15 protein-coding genes and 1 tRNA gene are annotated in these 16,192 nt (G+C 67.7%); 13 read left to right on the top strand and 3 right to left on the bottom strand.

Annotated elements, in window-relative coordinates; translation table 11 throughout:
• Positions 1 to 298: 298 nt before the first annotated feature.
• Positions 299 to 1,291, bottom strand: coding sequence for a glycosyltransferase family 2 protein (locus C1877_RS03205; protein ID WP_302319552.1), 993 nt, complete (start codon positions 1,289 to 1,291; stop codon positions 299 to 301).
• A 235-nt stretch (positions 1,292 to 1,526) separates the two neighbouring features.
• On the opposite strand from C1877_RS03205, the gene C1877_RS03200 reads away from it, so the two are divergent.
• Together C1877_RS03200 and C1877_RS03195 are read left to right on the top strand one after the other, a co-directional pair.
• Positions 1,527 to 3,743, top strand: a complete 2,217-nt coding sequence (locus tag C1877_RS03200; RefSeq protein WP_227154111.1) for an ATP-binding protein — start codon at positions 1,527 to 1,529, stop codon at positions 3,741 to 3,743.
• A 40-nt stretch (positions 3,744 to 3,783) separates the two neighbouring features.
• Positions 3,784 to 4,203, top strand: coding sequence for a GtrA family protein (locus C1877_RS03195; RefSeq protein ID WP_041239465.1), 420 nt, complete (start codon positions 3,784 to 3,786; stop codon positions 4,201 to 4,203).
• A gap of 92 nt (positions 4,204 to 4,295) precedes the next feature.
• Here the strand turns inward: C1877_RS03195 and C1877_RS03190 are convergent.
• A tRNA-Arg gene (locus C1877_RS03190) sits at positions 4,296 to 4,371 on the bottom strand.
• 64 nt (positions 4,372 to 4,435) lie between these two features.
• Here C1877_RS03190 and rlmD point away from each other — a divergent pair.
• From rlmD to C1877_RS03150, 8 genes are all read left to right on the top strand, one after another.
• Positions 4,436 to 5,779: a 23S rRNA (uracil(1939)-C(5))-methyltransferase RlmD gene (rlmD, locus tag C1877_RS03185; protein WP_114568357.1), complete on the top strand. Its 1,344-nt coding sequence runs from the start codon at positions 4,436 to 4,438 to the stop codon at positions 5,777 to 5,779.
• Between the two features lie 279 nt (positions 5,780 to 6,058).
• Complete coding sequence (locus tag C1877_RS03180; RefSeq protein WP_015539885.1) at positions 6,059 to 6,592, top strand: peptidylprolyl isomerase; 534 nt, start codon at positions 6,059 to 6,061, stop codon at positions 6,590 to 6,592.
• 52 nt (positions 6,593 to 6,644) lie between these two features.
• Complete coding sequence (locus C1877_RS03175) at positions 6,645 to 8,006, top strand: tetratricopeptide repeat protein (protein WP_096228296.1); 1,362 nt, start codon at positions 6,645 to 6,647, stop codon at positions 8,004 to 8,006.
• A 73-nt stretch (positions 8,007 to 8,079) separates the two neighbouring features.
• The gene (gene ndk / locus C1877_RS03170; RefSeq protein ID WP_015539887.1) at positions 8,080 to 8,484 is read left to right on the top strand and encodes a nucleoside-diphosphate kinase; all 405 of its coding nucleotides are present in this window, start codon (positions 8,080 to 8,082) and stop codon (positions 8,482 to 8,484) included.
• 74 nt (positions 8,485 to 8,558) lie between these two features.
• A complete protein-coding gene (locus C1877_RS03165; protein WP_015539888.1) occupies positions 8,559 to 9,596 on the top strand; it encodes a 4Fe-4S dicluster domain-containing protein in 1,038 nt (345 codons plus the stop codon).
• Positions 9,586 to 10,497 (top strand): FAD/NAD(P)-binding protein, encoded by a 912-nt coding sequence (locus tag C1877_RS03160; protein WP_041239489.1) that lies wholly within the window; start codon positions 9,586 to 9,588, stop codon positions 10,495 to 10,497. Before C1877_RS03165 ends, C1877_RS03160 begins: the two co-directional genes overlap by 11 nt.
• 1 nt (position 10,498) lies before the next feature.
• Entirely contained in the window at positions 10,499 to 11,284 is a 786-nt protein-coding gene (locus C1877_RS03155) for an NADH-quinone oxidoreductase subunit B family protein (protein ID WP_015539889.1), read from the top strand.
• A gap of 9 nt (positions 11,285 to 11,293) precedes the next feature.
• The gene (locus C1877_RS03150) at positions 11,294 to 12,586 is read left to right on the top strand and encodes a Ni/Fe hydrogenase subunit alpha (RefSeq protein ID WP_114568356.1); all 1,293 of its coding nucleotides are present in this window, start codon (positions 11,294 to 11,296) and stop codon (positions 12,584 to 12,586) included.
• Between the two features lie 72 nt (positions 12,587 to 12,658).
• Here C1877_RS03150 and C1877_RS03145 read toward each other — a convergent pair whose 3' ends face one another.
• Positions 12,659 to 13,405 carry a transposase gene (locus C1877_RS03145; protein ID WP_041239492.1) on the bottom strand — a complete coding sequence of 249 codons (747 nt, stop codon included), beginning with the start codon at positions 13,403 to 13,405 and terminating at the stop codon, positions 12,659 to 12,661.
• A 237-nt stretch (positions 13,406 to 13,642) separates the two neighbouring features.
• Here C1877_RS03145 and mreB point away from each other — a divergent pair, with 237 nt between their 5' ends.
• From mreB to mreD, 3 genes are read left to right on the top strand one after another with little or no spacing between them, the layout of a single operon-like run.
• Positions 13,643 to 14,698 (top strand): rod shape-determining protein, encoded by a 1,056-nt coding sequence (gene mreB, locus C1877_RS03140; RefSeq protein ID WP_114568355.1) that lies wholly within the window; start codon positions 13,643 to 13,645, stop codon positions 14,696 to 14,698.
• An 18-nt stretch (positions 14,699 to 14,716) separates the two neighbouring features.
• Entirely contained in the window at positions 14,717 to 15,661 is a 945-nt protein-coding gene (gene mreC, locus C1877_RS03135; protein WP_114568354.1) for a rod shape-determining protein MreC, read from the top strand.
• Positions 15,658 to 16,182: a rod shape-determining protein MreD gene (gene mreD, locus C1877_RS03130; RefSeq protein ID WP_114568353.1), complete on the top strand. Its 525-nt coding sequence runs from the start codon at positions 15,658 to 15,660 to the stop codon at positions 16,180 to 16,182. The genes mreC and mreD overlap by 4 nt, the downstream gene beginning before the upstream one ends.
• Positions 16,183 to 16,192 lie beyond the last annotated feature (10 nt).

Here is a 16,192-nt window from a genome sequence, read left to right as displayed (position 1 = left end):
CCCGCACGCCCCCGCTCGGCGCGACGCCGACGGCCTTCCCGCTTTCCTCCGGCTGTAACGTAACCTAGAGGTTACGGTGCGTTGTCGCCCACGGCCAACCAAGGGGGAAGCGCGCAAATCTCCTATTATGCGCAGTTCCGATCAATTATTCACGACTGAAAATTAAAGGCACGATCAGGTATTATGCAGTATGCAAAGAGGGGCGGGACATGAGCGAGGCAACGCGTCGGCCCGAGGCGAGCGCATCGTTCATCCGCCCCGACAGGGCTTTCGCGGAACGCGCGTGCGCGCCGCCCGCCTAACGGCGCCCGTGCTCGCGGTACGCCTCGGTCACCTGCAGCTCGTACTGCTTGCGGGTGCCCTTCACCACGGTGTCCAGAATGAGTCCGCAGGTGAAGCTCAAGATGCCGATGAACACGAGCGCCACGGCCAGGAGCGCGGAGGGCAGCTTCGGCACGAGGCCCGTCGCCAGGAACTCCGCGATCACGGGCACGCCCGCCACGAGCCCCAGCACGCAGAACAGAAGCGACACCCAGGAAAACAGCGCCAGCGGCCGGTAGTCCTTGAACAGCGACAGGATCATGAGCAGCACCTTGCACCCGTCGGAGAACGTGTCGAGCTTGCTCTCCGAGCCCTCGGGCCTGTCGCGGTAGTCGATCGGCACCTCGGCGATGCGCCAGCGCTTGTCCACCGCGTGGATGGAGAGCTCCGTCTCTATCTCGAAGCCGGGGCTGAGCACCGGCATGGTCTTGGCGAACACGGCGTTGTAGGCGCGGTAGCCGGTCATGACGTCGGAGAACTCGAAGCCGTAGATCCACTTGATGAGCACGCGCACGAGGTCGTTGCCGAAGCCGTGGAAGGCGCGGTCGTTCTCCTCGCCGTAGGTGCCGTTGGAGAGGCGGTCGCCCACCACCATGTCGGCCTCGTCGGCCACGAGGGGGGCGAGGAGCTCCGGCGCGGCCTCGGCCGGGTAGGTGTCGTCGCCGTCCACCATGAGGTAGTAGTCCGCGTCGATGTCGCGCATCATCTGGCGCACGACGTTGCCCTTGCCCTGGCGCCGCTCGCAGCGCACCACGGCCCCGTGCTCGCGCGCGATCTCCCCCGTGCCGTCCGAGGAGTTGTTGTCGTAGACGTACACGGTGGCCTCCGGCAGCACCCGGCGGAAGTCGTCCACCACCTTGCCGATGGTCACGGCCTCGTTGTAGCAGGGGATGAGCACGGCCACGCTGCCCTGCTCGGGCACGTTCTGGGTGCGCGGCGCCCCGGCCTGCACGTCCTTCGTCTCTTGCACGTTTCGCTCCTCGATTCTCGAATGCACCTATCCTACCCGAAAGACCTCCCGCGCGCCAGCCGTCGCGGGGCGTTTCGCTGCGAATCCGCGCGGGGGGAGGCCTCGTCCCGGTCGCCCCTCCCGGCCGGCCGTCAGGAAGCCGTTGCCAAGCGGTAGGACGGCGGGGGAGGGCGACCGTCGGGGCGATGGTAGAATGCCCGGGGTTCCGACGATGAAGATGGGTGAGGCTTTCAGCATGAGCGTGCATTTCGGGTCGCACGGGCGCAGGCGCGCGGCGGTGGCTGTGGTGGCGGTGGCCGTGGCCGTGGCGCTGCTGCTGGCCTACACCATCATCTCCACGCGCAAGGCCACCGACGACGTCATCGCGAACGTGAGCGAAGTGTATCTGGGCGAGCTGAGCAAGCAGCTGGTCTTCCACTTCGATACGGGCGTGGAGAACAAGTTCAGCCAGCTCGAGACGGTGGCGAGCGGGTTGGAGATGGCCGCTCCCGAAAGCCGGGAGCAGACGGTGGACTACCTGCAGGCCCAGGCAGGCAACGACGACTACGCCTTTCTCGCCGTGCGGACCGCCTCCGGCGAGTTCGTCTCCGCAGACGGCGAGGTGCGTCCCTGCGACGGGGACGGCGGCGAGCTGCCCGCGTACTACGATGCGCAGGGGCGTCGGGTCGTGCTGTACGACGACAAGATCGTGCTGGTGGACGACATCGAGCCGCTGCGCTGCGGCGACGACACGATCGTGGCCGCCGTCTGCGGGTTCAGCTCCCTGGGCGTGGGCGACCGCCTCAACCTCACGCTGTTCGACGGCTTCTCGCGCTCCATCATGATAGACCGCGACGGCATGTGCGTGGTGAGCGACCGCAACAGCGGGCTGGATTCGGGCGAGAGCCTGTTCGCCCTGATAGACGAGCGGGGCTCCTTCGTCGGGGGCAGTAGCGAGGAGGAGAGGATCCGCTCGGTCCTCGCGAGCGGCGGCACCGTCAACGTGCCCATCGTGTTCGACGGCCGCAGCGAGTACCTGTACTTCTATCCGCTCGGACATGCGGAATGGTACCTGTGCACCGTCATGCCCTACAGCGTCATCGAGGGCGACATCGGCGACCTCAGCGGCACTATCGCCGCGAACGCCGCCATCGTGGGCGCGGCCGTGCTGCTTTTCGTACTGTTGGTATTCCTCCTCTACTACCGGATGGCCAGGCGCAACACGCGCCTGCTGGCCGAGGAGAAGGACCGCGCCGAGCGCGCGTTCGCCGAGGCCCAGCAGGCGAGCCTGGCCAAGACCGAGTTCCTGTCGCGCATGTCGCACGAGATACGCACGCCCATGAACGGCATCATGGGCATGACGGCCATCGCCCTGGAGAGCATCGGCGACGACGGCAAGGTGCGCACGTGCCTGGAGAAGGTGACGCTGTCCTCCGAGCACCTGCTGTCGCTCATCAACGACATCCTCGACATGAGCAAGATCGAGAGCGGCAAGGTGGAGATAAAGAACGAGCCGTTCGACCTGTCCACGTTCATCGGGTCGCTGGCGGCCGTGTTCCGCACGCAGGCATCCGAGCGCAACGTCGCCTTCGACACCGTGGTGGAGGGCGAGGTGCCCGGCCATGTGGTGGGCGATCCGCTGCGGCTCAACCAGGTGGTCTACAACCTCATGGGCAACGCGTTCAAGTTCACTCCCGAGGGCGGGAGCGTCACGCTGCGCATCGAGCGGCTCGCGGACGCGGAGGACGGATGCGTCTGGCTGCGGTTCGCGGTCGACGACACGGGCTGCGGCATCGAGCCCGAGCACCTGGACAAGATCTTCGCCTCGTTCGAGCAGGGCGACGCCTCCGTGGCGCGCAAGCACGGGGGCACGGGGCTGGGGCTGGCCATCACGAAGCGCTTCGTGGAGCTTATGGGCGGGCGCATCCGCGTGGCCAGCGTCGTGGGCCACGGCTCGTCGTTCGCGGTGGACGTGCCCCTCGGCCGCGCGACGGGGGAGCCTGCCGTCGTCGACGAGCCGGAGGCCGAGGAGGCCGCCGCGCCCGTCGCCCTCCATCCGGACGCGCACGACTTCGCGGGCGCGCACATCCTCGTGGCCGAGGACAACGCCCTGAACCAGGAGATAGCCGTGGAGCTCATGACCATGGCGGGCGCGAGCGTCGAGACGGCCTCCACGGGCCGCGAGGCGGTGGAGGCGTTCGCGGCCTCCGACGCGGGCCATTTCGACCTCGTGCTCATGGACGTGCAGATGCCCGAGCTGGACGGCTACGGTGCGGCGCGCGCCATCCGGGCCATGGACCGCCCGGACGCCTCCACCGTGGCCATTCTGGCCATGACGGCCAACGCCTTCACCGAAGACGAGGAGCGCAGCGCGGAGAGCGGGATGGACGGCCACTTGAGCAAGCCCCTTGATATTCGCCGCGTTTATGCCACAATAGACGGGTTTTTGGAGAAGCGTCGCAACGGGCGCTGAGGCCCGGCCGGCGAGCGGCCGGCGGCGGGGAGGCGCGAACGTGAAGAAGCTCATTGCCCAGATCATGAAGTTCGGCGTGGTGGGCGTTATCGCCTTCGCGATCGACTACGGCCTCCTGGCGCTCCTGACCGAGGCGTTCGGCGTGAACTACCTGGTGAGCGCCACCGTCTCGTTCACCGTGTCCGTGGTGTTCAACTACGTGGCTTCCATGCGCTACGTATTCAGGCACAAGGAGGGCATGAGCCGCCGCCGCGAGTTCGTCATCTTCGTGGTGCTGTCGGTGATCGGCCTTGCCATCAACAACCTCTGCATGTGGGCGGGCGTGGAGCTTTTGGGCGTGCATTACCTGATCGTGAAGATATTCGCCACCGCCGTGGTCATGGTGTGGAACTTCGTCACCCGCAAGATCTTCCTCGACGCCGGCGACGAGCCGGGCGAGATACTCTCGGACATCGAGTAGGGCGCGCGGGCGGGACCGAAGGGGCGCGCAGGCGGGACCGCCCGACGAATAGAAGAGGCCGGGCGCAATGGCCCGGCCTCGGCGTTTCTCGCTGGTGCCCTTGACAGGATTCGAACCTGCGGCTTTCTGCTCCGGAGGCAGACGCTCTATCCCCTGAGCTACAAGGGCACGACGGCAGATTATACGCTATGATGGTGAAAAACGTCGATCAAAGCTAAGGAAATCCAAATTCATGGAAGAGACGCTGCGCATCGAGCGCATGGGTAACGGGGCCGAGGCCGTGGGGCGCTTGGCGAGCGGCAAGACGGTGTTCGTGGCGGGCGGCGCCCCCGGCGACGCGGTGCGCGTGGAGGTGGTGGAGGAGAAGGCCTCGTTCGCGCGGGCGCGCATCGTGGCGGTCGAGGAGCCCTCGCCCCTGCGCGCGGAGCCGCGCTGCCCGCACGGGGACGCCTGCGGCGGCTGCCCGTGGCAGCACCTGTCCTACGAGGCCCAGCTGGAGGCGAAGCGCGCCAACGTCGTCGGCGCGCTCGTGCACACGGCGCGCCTCGAAGCCGTGCGCGCCGAGGACCTCGTGCGCCCCTGCCTGCCGAGCAAGCGGCAGTGGGGCTACCGCAACAAGCTTGAGCTGGGAGCCGCGCGCGCGGAGAACGGCGAGTTCCTGCTGGGCTTCCATCGCGAGGGCACGCACGAGATAGCCACGCCGGCGGTCTGCCCGCTCGCCCACGATGCCGTGGCCAAGGCGCCGAAGGCCCTGCGCGGCGCGCTGCGCTTCGCGCAGGGCTCGGCCGACCTGGGGATCTTCCGGGTGGGCGTGCGGCACAGCGTGCGCACGCGCGAGACCGAGATCGCGCTGTGGACCAAGCCCGGCGCGTTCCCCCGCGCGCATGTGGCGAAGACACTCAAGAGCGCGCTCAAGGCCACGAGCATCGTGCGCGTGCTGGCCGACCCCGGGCGCGCGCGCAAGATAAAGGGAGTGGAGACCCTCGACGGCAAGGGCTGCTGGGGCGAGGAGCTGGCCGATGCGCGCTTCCTGACCAGCGCACCGTCGTTTTTCCAGGTGAACACCGCGCAGGCCGAGAAGCTGGCAGCGGAGGTCGTGGAGGGCCTGGGCGGCCGGATGGGCGAGGAGGGCCCCGAGGGCCTGGACGGGCTGCTCGTGGCCGACCTGTACGCCGGCGGCGGCACGTTCTCCGTGCCGCTGGCCCGTGCCGGGGCCGACGTCATCGCCATCGAGGCCGCCGGGTCGTCGGTGCGCGACCTGCGCCGCAACGCCGAGATGAACGGCGTGGACATCGAGGTGGTGGGCGGCGACGCCGCCCGCGAGCTGCCCGAGCTGGGCGGGCTGGACGCGCTCGTGGTGGACCCGCCGCGCGCCGGCCTCGCCGACGGCGTGGCGGAGAGCATCGCCGAGGCGGCTCCCGCGCGCGTGGCCTACGTGAGCTGCAACCCCGCCACCTGGGCGCGCGATGTGGCCCGCTTCGAGCAAAACGGCTACCGCCTGGCGCGCGCGCAACCCGTGGACCTGTTCCCCCAGACGCACCATGTGGAGGTGGCGAGCCTGTTCGAGCGGGAATGACGCTTCCGCCCGCGTCGAGGGGGCGCCGCTCCCGGGCGCGCCCGCCCCGAGGGGCTGCCGCGCGGTTTTGCGGGGGCGGCCACGTGCGGCGCGCCTTCCGAACCCTTTCAGCCCTTTCAAACGCCCCGTCCACAGGCGCGTGAATGTTATACGATTTTTCACCTGGGCCGGGCGTTACCTGCTAAAATTCCCAATCGTATGTGGTAATTCGCCCACGCGGCGCAACCGGCTCCGGCCGGGGCGCGACGCGACGTATGCAAGCAAGGAAAAGGAGCCACCATGGCGCAGTACACGCCCGAATACCAGCCGACCGGCGACGAGATCGCGGTCATCACCACGTCGAAGGGCACGATCCGCGTGCAGCTCAAGGGCAAGGACGCCCCCATCCACGTGGGCAACTTCGTGGAGCTGGCGCGCAAGGGCTTCTACGACGACCTGAAGTTCCACCGCTACGTGCCGGGCTTCGTGATCCAGGGCGGCTGCCCGAACACGCGCGAGCTGTCCTCCGAGGAGGTCGTGAACGTGACGAAGAGCCCCCGCTCCCGTCTGGGCACGGGCGGCCCGGGCTACTCCATCAAGGAGGAGTACACCACGAACCCGCACAACGAGCACAACGACGGCACGCTGGCCATGGCCCGCTCGCAGGACCCGAACTCCGCCGGCTCGCAGTTCTACTTCTGCCTGGGCGCCCAGCCCATGCTCGACTCGGGCTACACGGTGTTCGGCGACACGATCGAGGGCCTGGACGTCATCGGCAGCCTGCGCGTGGGCGATGTGATCGAGCACGTGGAGATCGAGAACGCCGCCGAATAGCGCATCAGGGCGCCCGCCAGCCGGGCGCCCTCGACCAAACGTAAGGAAGCAGATGAACAACGACCTATTCCAGCAAGCCCGCGCGGCCTATGCCGCGAAGGACTATGCAGGCGCCCTCCAGGCGTTCACGCAGTGCTTGCAGGATGGAAGCCACCCGCTCGCGCCGGGCGAGATGGGGCTGCTCTACCACCAGATAGGGAACTGCCTCGTCAAGCTCAAGGACTGCAACGAGGCCATCCATGCCTACACGCAGGCCACGGCCGACGCGGCCTACGACGCGTGCGGCGCGGTGAACTACAACTTAGGGATGGCCTACGCGGCGCTGCACGACTACGAGGACGCGGTCAAGCACTTCGAGATAGCCGTGTCAGACGCCAAGTACGACACGCCGTACAAGGCCTACACCGGCATGGGCAACGCGCTGCTGAAGCTGGGCAAGTCCGCCGAGGCGGGCGTGGCGTTCCGCGAGGCGGCGCTCGACGAGGGCAACCCCGACCCCACGAAGGCGCTGCTGAACCTGGGCGTGTGCTTCATGGCGCTCGACCGTCCGGCCGACGCCGTGGCTTCCTACGAGAGCGCGCTGCAGTTCGGCATGCAGCCCGACACGAAGAACAAGCTCTATGCCAACCTCGGGCAGGCCTACGTGGCGTGCGGCCAGATGCAGAAGGCCGTGAACGCCTTCGAGCAGTCCATCGCCGACAAGACGTACTACCTCTCCGACTCCGCGAGCGTGGACTACCAGCGCGCCATCGCGGCCGTGGCCCAGGGCACTTCCGAGATCACGCAGGTCATGCCCGCCGTGGCCTCTGCCGGCGACCTGTCCGGCCTGGACGTGGCGGCCGACGGCGCCCCCATGTACGCCGACGAGGGCGCCTACGCCTACGGCCAGCAGGACCCGTACTACTACGCCGACGCCTACGGCGAGCAGGCGTACTCCGGCACCGAGGCGGGCGACCACTTCTTCAACGCAAGCGACGAAGAGCTGGAGAAATGGTCGAAGGGCCTGGCCAAGCAGGACCGCAAGCGCCGCAACGTGGGGCTGAAGGTGCTCGTGGCCATCGTGCTTCTGGTGGTGGTGGCGTTCGGCGCGGCCGTGTTCCTGTACACGCAGGGCTGGGGCTACCCGACGCAGGAGACCGTGGTCAAGGAGCTGTTCGCCAACCCCGAGGCCGCGTCTTCCACCGTGTTCGCCAAGGAGGTCGATGCCGATAAGGCCAAGACCATGGTCGAGCCGCTCGTGGCCGACGCGAACCCCGCCATCGACGGCGTGGACAAGTCCATGAGCGATTCCACGGTGTACGTGACGGCCAAGACCGAGCAGGGCGGCGACGTGCAGTACAAGGTGTCGCTCGTGCGCGATATGATCGGCTGGAAGGTGTCGAGCGTCGAGCTCTACTTCCCGAGCCAGAACTAACCGGGTTCACCGAAAGTGCGCGCGCGTGCGCGCACTTTCTTCATGTCTGTATAAAAGAGAGAAAGGGAACCACATGGCAGTGCAGAAGACCTACACCATGATCAAGCCCGACGGCGTGCGCAACGGCCACATCGGCGAGATCGTCAACCGCTTCGAGCGCGCGGGCCTCACCGTCGAGCGCATGGAGCTGGGCATGGTCACCGACGAGCAGGCCAAGGCCAACTACGCCGAGCACGAGGGCAAGCCGTTCTACGAGGGCCTCATCTCCTACATCACCAGCGGCCCCGTGGTGAAGATGGTCGTGTCCGGCGAGGGCGCGGTGGCGAAGTGCCGCTCGCTCATGGGCGCCACGAACCCGGCGGAGGCGGCCCCCGGCACGATCCGCGGCGACTTCGGCCTCATCATGGACGAGAATGTTATCCACGGCTCCGACAGCCCCGAGTCCGCCGAGCGAGAAATCGGCATCTTCTTCGAATAGTTCTCGCGGCTGGTCCGCTGGGCGGGTATTCTGTTACGCATTAGCAGGTCACCAGACGAGAAAAGGACGAGAGCATGCTCTATCGCGTCATCGATGCCTCAGAACTTCCCTCGCTCGTGTCGGCTTTCATGGAATCCTATGAAGTGGTAGCTCCGGTCAAGCGCGACCGGAGCTACGTGTTCGAGGCCGTGGAATCTTATCACGACATAGAGCTGGGTTACGACACGACCGTCTCATCGCCCAAGAAGTACTTCCTGCCGCCCACCGAGACGCTGTTTCCCTTCGATGCCCGCGCGGAGGAGGTGGCGTCCTTCGCCGCCGAGATCACGCCCCGCGTCATCTTCGGCGCCCATGCCTGCGACATCAACGCGCTGAACCGGCTCGACCTCGTGTTTCGCGACGGCCGCTACCCCGACCCCTACTACGTGGCGCGCCGGGCGGCCACGCTCGTGGTGGGCGTGAGCTGCATGCCCACCGACACGTGCTTCTGCCACCTCTGGGGCGCCGACGAGGCCCGTTTCGGCTACGACCTGTTCCTGCAGGATATCGGCGGCAAGTACCTCGTGAGCATCTCCAGCGTGGAGGCGGCGAACATCCTGGAGGCGGCGTGCAGCCCGCGCGTGGCCACCGACGAGGACCGCATCGAGTTCCGCCATGCGACGAGGCGGCGCCAGGAGGCGTTCAACGGCGACATCCCCGACATCCAGGACGTGGCCATGCTCATGGACGCGTTCCACAAGGACCCGTACTGGGAGGAGCTCGGGGGCCGTTGCCTGGCCTGCACGGCGTGCTCGGCCGTGTGCCCCACGTGCTTCTGCTTCGACATCCAGGACACGCTCGACCCCGACGGGCGCACCGGCGTGCGCGAGCGCACGTGGGATTCGTGCACCTCGCCGCAGTTCGCCCAGGTGGCCGGCGGGCACAACTTCCGCGCCGACGGGCGCAACCGCGTCCGGCACCGCATGTACCACAAGCTCAACGGCTTCCTGGCCAACCACGACCGCATGCTCTGCGTGGGCTGCGGGCGCTGCGTGACGGCGTGCAAGGCGAACATCAACCCCATCGAGGTGCTGGAGTTCTTCGAGAGGAAGGGGGCCTGCGATGCCGAGTAGCTGCGCGGTTTCCACGGTTCAGGTGCATCCGCTGGAGGGCGGGCCCGCACCGCTCACCGGCGAGGAGATGATGGCCGCCAACCCGTATCGGCCTTGGCCGGCCCGCATCACGTCCATCATCGACGTGACGGCGACGGAGAAGCTGTTCGAGTTCCGGCTCATCGACGACCGCATCCGCGACGCGTTCTCCCACGAGCCCGGCCAGTTCGTCGAGGTCTCCATCTTCGGCGTGGGCGAGGCGCCCATCTCCATCTCCAGCTCGCCCACGAAGCGCGGCTTCATCGAGCTGTGCGTGCGCCGCGCCGGCGCGTTCACCAAGGTGCTGCACGAGATGCAGTGCGGCGACGTCGTGGGGCTGCGCGGCCCGTTCGGGCGCGGGTTCCCCATCGAGGACATGAAGGGCCACGACATCCTGCTGGTGGCGGGCGGCTTGGGCATCGCGCCGCTGCGCTCGCTCATCAACAACATCCACGACGAGCGCTCCGAGTTCGGCAAGGTCACCATCATCTACGGGTCGAAGAACCCCTCGGAGGTGATGTTCCGCCAGCAGTTCGAGATGTGGCGCCACCGCAAGGACTTCGACCTCTACCTGACCGTCGACCATCCCGACGATACGTGGGATGGAGAGGTTGGCCTGGTCACGAAGCCGTTCGAGCATCTGGAGATCGACGCGCCCAACACGTTCGGGGCGCTGTGCGGGCCACCGGTGATGTACCGGTTCGCCATCGACGAGATGCGCAAGAAGGGCATCAGCTACGACCGTATCTACGTGAGCTTCGAGCGCCATATGAAGTGCGGCATGGGCAAGTGCGGCCACTGCCAGATCGGGCACCAGTACGTATGCATCGACGGGCCCGTGTTCAACTACTGGGAAGCGAAGAACATTCAGGGGTCGATGTGATATGAGCGGATACTGCATAGCCTGCCAAGAGAAACCGCAGCCTCCCCGCGTCGTGGTGGTCGGCCTGGCCAGCTGCTTCGGCTGCCAGCTGCAGATCACGAACGTCGAGGAGCACCTGCTGGACGTGCTCGGCCAGATCGACCTGCGCTACTGGCAGCTCACCTCGAGCGAGCCGATGCCCGACGCCTTCGACGTCGCCGTCATCGAGGGCGCGGTGACCACCGTGGAGGCGGAGGAGACCGTGCGGCAGCTGCGCGAGCGCGCCGGCGCCGTCATCGCCATCGGCGCCTGCGCCACCACGGCCGGCATACCCGGCATGGCGGCGGCGGGCTTCTCCGAGCGGCCGGGCCAGGTGTACGACCTCGTGCCCGAGGCCTGCGGCGACATGGTTGCGCCGCAGCCCGTGGGGTCCGTCATCGACGTCGACTTCGAGGTGCGCACGTGCCCGGTGGACTCCCTCGATTTCATCGACGTGCTCCAGCGTGCGCTCTACGGCTCGAACAAGGCCGTGCCCACGCGCACGATGTGCGGCGACTGCAAGCGCAACGAGACGAGCTGCTTCTTCGGCAAGCAGCAGCTGTGCCTGGGTCTGGTGACGCGGGCCGGGTGCGGCGCGCGCTGCGTGAACCTGGGGAGGCCCTGCAACGGGTGCCGCGGGCTGTCGCCCGACGCGAACCTGCCCTCGGCGCGCGAGGCGTGCGAGCGCTACGGCGTGCCGGTGGCTGACTTCGACAAGGCGCTGGAGATGTTCAACCAGGTGAATCCCGCCCTAGCGGCGAGCGAGTAGGGAGCTTCCATGACGAAAACCGCCATACACGTGGACCATATCGCACGGGTGGAGGGCCAAGGCAACGTGCACGTGGTCATCGAGGACGGCGCCGTGAAGACCGTGGAGATGAACGTGGTGGAGCCGGCGCGCCTGTTCGAGAGCATGGTGCGCGGCCGCAGCTGGCGCGAGGTGTCCTACATCTCCTCGCGCATCTGCGGCATCTGCTCGGCCAGCCACGTGGTCACCGACCTCAAGGCCATCGAGCGCATCTTCGGGGTGCAGGTCACGCCCCGCACCCGGGCCCTGCGCGAGCTTCTGGTGTACGGGTCGTACCTGCAGAACCACGCCACGCACCTGTTCGTGCTGGCAGCGCCCGACTTCGTGGGGCAGAAGAGCGTGTTCCCGCTGGCCGAGAGCGACCCGGCGCTGTTCGAGGGGGCGCTCGGCCTGAAGGCGCTCGGCAACGAGCTGTGCACGGCCGTGGGCGGCCGGTCCATCCACCCCATCACGGCGGTGGTGGGCGGCTTCACCCACGAGATAGGGGCGGGGGAGTACCGCGCCCTGGCCGACAAGATGGACTCGTTCGCGGCGTTCGCGGCCGCGGCCGTGGACCTGTTCGCCGGCTTCCCGGTGCCGCGCATCGCCACGGCCGGCGACATGCTGGCCATGGTGGAGCCCGACTACTACCCGGTGGAGTGCTCCGACACGGCGCGCTTCCTGGACGCCGGCATCGAGTTCGACGCGAACGACGTGGGCGCGCACCTGGAGGAGTACGCCGTGCCGCATTCCGCCGCGCTGCTGGCGCGCGTGAGGGAGACGGGGTCGCCCTTCTTCACGGGCGCGCTCGCCCGCATCAACGCCTCGTGGCAGCATCTGGGGCAGAACGCCAAGGTGGCCGCCGCCAAGGCCGGGCTGCGCCCGCCCGAGCGCAACCCCTTCATGAACAACGTGGCCCAGGCCGTGGAGCTGGTCGACGCGCTCGACCGCTGCGCGGGCATCTGCCGCGCGCTGGCCGAGCCGGGCGCCGTGGAGGGCTCGAGCGAGCCGGTGGGCTTCGAGGTGCGGGCCGGCCGCGGCGTGGGCTTCACCGAGGCCCCGCGCGGCGCGCTGTTCCACGACCTGGAGCTGGACGGCGAGGGACGGGTGGTGCATGCCTCCATCATGACGCCCACGGCCCAGAACGTGGCGAACCTCGAGGCCGACATGCGCGTGCTCGCCGAGCAGCTCGTGGCCGAAGGCGCCGAAGAGGACGCCGTGCGCCTGGAGATCGAGAAGCTCGTGCGCGCCTACGACCCCTGCCTGTCCTGCAGCGTCCACTAGCGGGACGGGGTGGGTGTGACAAAAGGACGGGGGTAATGTCACATCGAAGGGCTTGCCGGCGCGGCGAGCGCCTCATGCGCGCATGATGATACCGCGCCCGATGCCGGTCAGCCTTTCTATCTGCCGAATAGAGAGCCCAAGCGCCTTGAGTCTCCTCAGGGCGCGGTCGCGCTCGCTTTTGTCGAGCGCGACCAATCGGTCTGAGAAATCGGCCCCGTAGCAGGTCTCGGCCAGATGCTTGGCCTCGGCGTCGCTTATGCGGGGCCCTTTTGCGCTGAAGCTGACCAGATCCTCGCGCCCATGACCTGGATCGCAGAACTCGACGAACGAGCCCCTTCCGCCAAGGAGATCGAGCACGGTCGACGTATCGCACAAGCCCGGTTTGCCGGCGTACTGTCCGTAGCTGCTCCAGCGGTAATCTCCGGGGAAGGCCGCTCCCAGGTCGAGGGGGTTGAGGTGGATGTAGCGCATTGCCATGAGAAGGTGCTCGTCCGTTTCAACGGGGAGGCTGCCGAAACGGTCCTGGAAGACGGGTCCCACGTGGCCGTGCCTGCCGTTGAAGAACAGGGCGTATGAGGTGGCGAGGCGGTGCAGGCCCTTCGATAAGTGGAGCAGATCCGCTTTTGCCAGCATGTGGACATGGTTGTCCATGAGACACCAAGCGAGCAATTCGACGCGATCTTTTTCCACGAGCTCGCGAAGCCCTTCGACGAAGTATCGTCGGTCGCGGTCATCTTCGAATATTCTGCGGCGGCCGGCTCCGCGCATCGTGACGTGATGCACTCCGCTTCCAGATTCTCGACGAGCTGCATGCGTCATGTCCCCTCCTGTCATCCGAACGAGGTCGACGGTGTGGAAGGCATTATCGCACGGCGAAGGGGGCTCGTGCCCCTCGGGTGCGGATGTGACATTATCCCCGTCCTTTTGTCACGCTCTTTTGTCACGCTCCCCGCCCGCCGGGCGGGGTGTGCCCCTCGTGGATTTTCAACGCCGGGGCAACGCCTGTGCTAGAATGCGTTTTTACTTGGAATACGAGAATTCAAGGGGTTTGCCTCTATGTCCTTTTTAGACGCGTTCTCCGGGCTGACCGGCCAAATGTCTACGGACATGGCCATCGACCTCGGGACTGCCAATACACTGGTCGCCATCACGGGCGAGGGCATCGTCATCAACGAGCCCTCCGTCGTCGCCATCGAGAAGAGCACGCACCGGGTGCTCGCGGTGGGCCATGAGGCGAAGAACATGATCAACCACACGCCCGAGGCGTTCTCGGCCGAGCATCCGCTCAAGGACGGCGTCATCGCCGACTACGACGTGACGGAGGCCATGCTCTCGGCGTTCATCAACAAGGCCGCCGTGCGCAAGTACCCGTGGCAGGCGAAGCCCCGTATCGTCATCTGCATCCCGTGCGGCGCCACCTCGGTGGAGAAGCGCGCGGTGTTCGAGGCCGCCATCCAGGCCGGTGCGCGCCAGGCCTACCTCATCGAGGAGCCCATGGCCGCGGCCATGGGCGCCGACCTGCCCGTCACCGAGCCCACGGGCTCCATGGTGGTGGACATCGGCGGCGGCACCACGGAGGTGGCCGTCATCTCGCTCGGCGGCATCGTCACCTCGTCGTCGCTGCGCCTGGCCGGCAACCGCATGGACGAGGCCATCGCCATGCACCTGCGCGACCTCCTGGGCATCAAGATCGGCGAGCGCACGGCCGAGATCATCAAGATCAAGATCGGCTCCATCCTGCCGTTCGAGGACGGCCGCGAGCGCGACATGATCATCTCGGGCCAGGACGTCATCACCGAGCAGCCGAAGGAGGTGACCATCCAGTCCGAGGACGTGCGCGCCGCGCTCATCGGCCCCTGCGAGGAGATGGTCGTGCACATCAAGGAAACGTTCAAGAAGACGAACCCGGACCTCGCGTCCGACATCATACAGAACGGCATCCTGCTCACGGGCGGCGGCGGCCTCCTGTCCGGGCTGGATCGCTACCTCACCGACAAGCTGGAGATCCCGGTGTGGGTGAGCGAGACGGCGCTCACGAACGTCGTCACCGGATGCCTGAAGGTGCTCGAGACGCCCACGGCGCTCAAGCAGACGCTCATGCGGTCGAAGTAAGGCAGCGCCCCTCACCGCATGGCCCTCAACTTCCAACAGAGCGGATCGGCATCGGCGAAGCGGGTGCTGCTCGTCGTATTGCTCGTGATATCCCTGGCCCTCGCCACGTTGTACGCGCGCGAGGGCGAGGACGGGCCGCTGCACGCCGTACAGGGCGCCGTGGCCGTAGCGGTCGGGCCCTTCAAGTTCGTCGGCGCCGCCGCCGGCGCGGGCGCGTCCTCGGTAGGCGAGGGGGTGGAGAACCTCACGGCCGACGAGTCGACGCTCTCCGGTTTGCGCGAGAGCAACGAGGAGCTGCGCCGCCGCCTCGCCGAGGCCGACGAGTACAAGCAGGAGGCCGAGCGCCTGGAGGGCCTGCTCGACCTCAAGAAATCCTATGACATCGACGGCGTGGCCGCGCGCATCGTGGGCAAGAGCGTGGAGGCGTACAACCAGACCGTGACCCTGGACGTGGGCCGCGACGACGGCGTGGAGAGCGGCATGACCGTCATGGGCGCGACCGGCGTCGTGGGCCAGGTGAAGAGCACCGACGCCCGCACCTGCGAGGTGCGGCTGCTCACCGACCAGAATTCCGGCGCAGCGGCCATCATCCAGTCGAACCGCGGCGAGGGCATCGTGCGCGGCTCGCTCGAGGGCCTGTTGTACCTGGAGAACGTGGACGAGGCCAACTGGCCCGTGGTGGGCGACGTGATCGTGACCTCGGGGCTGGGCGGCAGCTACGTGCGCGGCCTCATCATCGGCACGGTGGTGCGGGTGGACGCCGCGGCGGGCAACGCCACGGGCCGCATCGTGGTGAAGCCCAACGACACGGCCGCGTCGCTCTCCGAGGTGCTGGTGGTGCGCGGCCTGAACTCCGAGGGCGCGCTCGCATCGACGCCGCAGGCCGGCACCGACGGCTCCGGCGCGGCAGGCGGCGACACGGCGGGCGAAGACGGCGACGGCGAAGGAGGCGGTGAATCGTGAACGTGACGCGCGACGGCATAGCGGTTGCGGTGGGCGCCGTGGTCGCGGTGCTCCTCCAAGTCGTCGTGGCCCCGAACATCGCCCTGTTCGGCGCCATGCCGAACTTCGTGGTGGCCTACGCGCTGCTCGTGGCCATCGTGCGCCCGATGGCGGCCGGCCCGGTGATGCCGTTCGTCCTGGGCCTCGTGTTCGACCTGGTGTCCGGCGGCCCGGTGGGGGCCATGGCCTTCCTGCTGGTGCTCATGACGTTCTTGGCCGCGCGGGCGTTCGCCGTGCTCGACAACGACACGCTGTTCATGCCGCTCGTCATCTTCGTGGCGGCCACGGTGCTCGTGGAGGCGCTCTACGCCGCGTTCCTGCTGGCGCTCGGCTTCGATGCCAGCGCCCTCGACGTGTTCCTGTACCGCGCGCTGCCGTGCGCGCTCTACGACTGCGTGATAGGCCTCGTGCTCTACCCGCTTGCCGCGCGCGTCCTTGCGGGCGCCGCGCCGGCCCAACCCGGCACGCCGCGCTTGCGCTAGGGAGGCCGCC

Source organism: Gordonibacter pamelaeae, assembly GCF_003340385.1.
GTDB classification, from domain to species: Bacteria; Actinomycetota; Coriobacteriia; order Coriobacteriales; family Eggerthellaceae; genus Gordonibacter; species Gordonibacter pamelaeae.
Note: the sequence above shows the minus strand (reverse complement) of the source record. Positions and strands in the feature narration are given on the sequence as shown.

What these genes read in the sequence shown, in the direction of transcription:
- C1877_RS03200 (WP_227154111.1), top strand. Translation starts at nt 1,527, where the DNA reads ATGAGCGTGCATTTCGGGTCGCACGGGCGCAGGCGCGCGGCGGTGGCT.
- rlmD (WP_114568357.1), top strand. Translation starts at nt 4,436, where the DNA reads ATGGAAGAGACGCTGCGCATCGAGCGCATGGGTAACGGGGCCGAGGCC.
- C1877_RS03180 (WP_015539885.1), top strand. Translation starts at nt 6,059, where the DNA reads ATGGCGCAGTACACGCCCGAATACCAGCCGACCGGCGACGAGATCGCG.
- C1877_RS03175 (WP_096228296.1), top strand. Translation starts at nt 6,645, where the DNA reads ATGAACAACGACCTATTCCAGCAAGCCCGCGCGGCCTATGCCGCGAAG.
- ndk (WP_015539887.1), top strand. Translation starts at nt 8,080, where the DNA reads ATGGCAGTGCAGAAGACCTACACCATGATCAAGCCCGACGGCGTGCGC.
- C1877_RS03165 (WP_015539888.1), top strand. Translation starts at nt 8,559, where the DNA reads ATGCTCTATCGCGTCATCGATGCCTCAGAACTTCCCTCGCTCGTGTCG.
- C1877_RS03160 (WP_041239489.1), top strand. Translation starts at nt 9,586, where the DNA reads ATGCCGAGTAGCTGCGCGGTTTCCACGGTTCAGGTGCATCCGCTGGAG.
- C1877_RS03155 (WP_015539889.1), top strand. Translation starts at nt 10,499, where the DNA reads ATGAGCGGATACTGCATAGCCTGCCAAGAGAAACCGCAGCCTCCCCGC.
- C1877_RS03150 (WP_114568356.1), top strand. Translation starts at nt 11,294, where the DNA reads ATGACGAAAACCGCCATACACGTGGACCATATCGCACGGGTGGAGGGC.
- C1877_RS03145 (WP_041239492.1), bottom strand. Translation starts at nt 13,405, where the DNA reads ATGACGCATGCAGCTCGTCGAGAATCTGGAAGCGGAGTGCATCACGTC.
- mreB (WP_114568355.1), top strand. Translation starts at nt 13,643, where the DNA reads ATGTCCTTTTTAGACGCGTTCTCCGGGCTGACCGGCCAAATGTCTACG.
- mreC (WP_114568354.1), top strand. Translation starts at nt 14,717, where the DNA reads ATGGCCCTCAACTTCCAACAGAGCGGATCGGCATCGGCGAAGCGGGTG.